We start from the raw sequence: 780 nt of genomic DNA, 5'->3' as shown, positions 1-780 counted from the left end.
CCTTGTCGGCGTCGGCCTCGCTGCCCACTTCGATCGTGCCCTTCCAGACCGGCTTGAGGCCTTCGATCTTCGCGCCGGAACTGAGCAAGCTGGGGCCGAGCAGGTAGCCCGTTGGGGCCGGTGGTGGGACGCCGCAAAGCCACAGCATCCCTTGCTGACCCGCTATCTCAAGGCTCGCGGCCTGAGCCTCACCCCGCCCCCAACCTTGAGACTGGCCCGCTGGGGAGATAAGCCCCTCATGCTGGCCCGCGTGCAGCACCCCACACACGGGCTGGTGGGGATGCACCTCACCTTCCTCGAGCAGGACGGCTCAGGCCGCAAGGAAAAGCGCTTGGCCGCTGGCTCGCACCCGCTGGGTGGTGCAATCCGGCTGTTCGAGCACCAGCCCGGCCAACCCCTGGCCCTCACCGAAGGCGTTGAGACCGCCCTGGCCGTGCACCAGTCCACCGCCTGGCCGGTGTGGGCCGCTGTAAGCGCTATCGGCCTCGAGCGGGTGGTGCTCCCCATCGAGGCCCATGAGGCCGTGATCGCCGCAGACCACGACCCCGCCGGCCTCGAGGCTGCCCGCAAGCTGGCGAGGCGGCTGCTGGCCGAGGGCCGCCGGGTGAGGCTGGCCGTACCCCCTCGAGCCGGTGCAGATTGGCTCGACGCCGTTGCGGGGGGTGCAGCATGAGCGCCGCCGATCTGCTCACCGCTGCCCCCGAGCCCCGCGCCCCCGAAAGGAACCCCACCCCCGAAACACGCTATCGCCTTGAAAAAAACATGACAACATCACAAACA

The 780-nt window shown here is 69.1% G+C and carries 1 protein-coding gene; it reads left to right on the top strand.

The features are described from left to right. Positions 1 to 151: 151 nt before the first annotated feature. Positions 152 to 673: a toprim domain-containing protein gene (locus tag EKL94_RS22730; protein WP_440862121.1), complete on the top strand. Its 522-nt coding sequence runs from the start codon at positions 152 to 154 to the stop codon at positions 671 to 673. Positions 674 to 780 lie beyond the last annotated feature (107 nt).

The sequence above is a fragment of the Stenotrophomonas maltophilia genome (assembly GCF_003970865.1).
Classification (GTDB): Bacteria; Pseudomonadota; Gammaproteobacteria; order Xanthomonadales; family Xanthomonadaceae; genus Stenotrophomonas; species Stenotrophomonas maltophilia_AR.
This window is presented reverse-complemented; position numbering and strand designations above follow the sequence as displayed.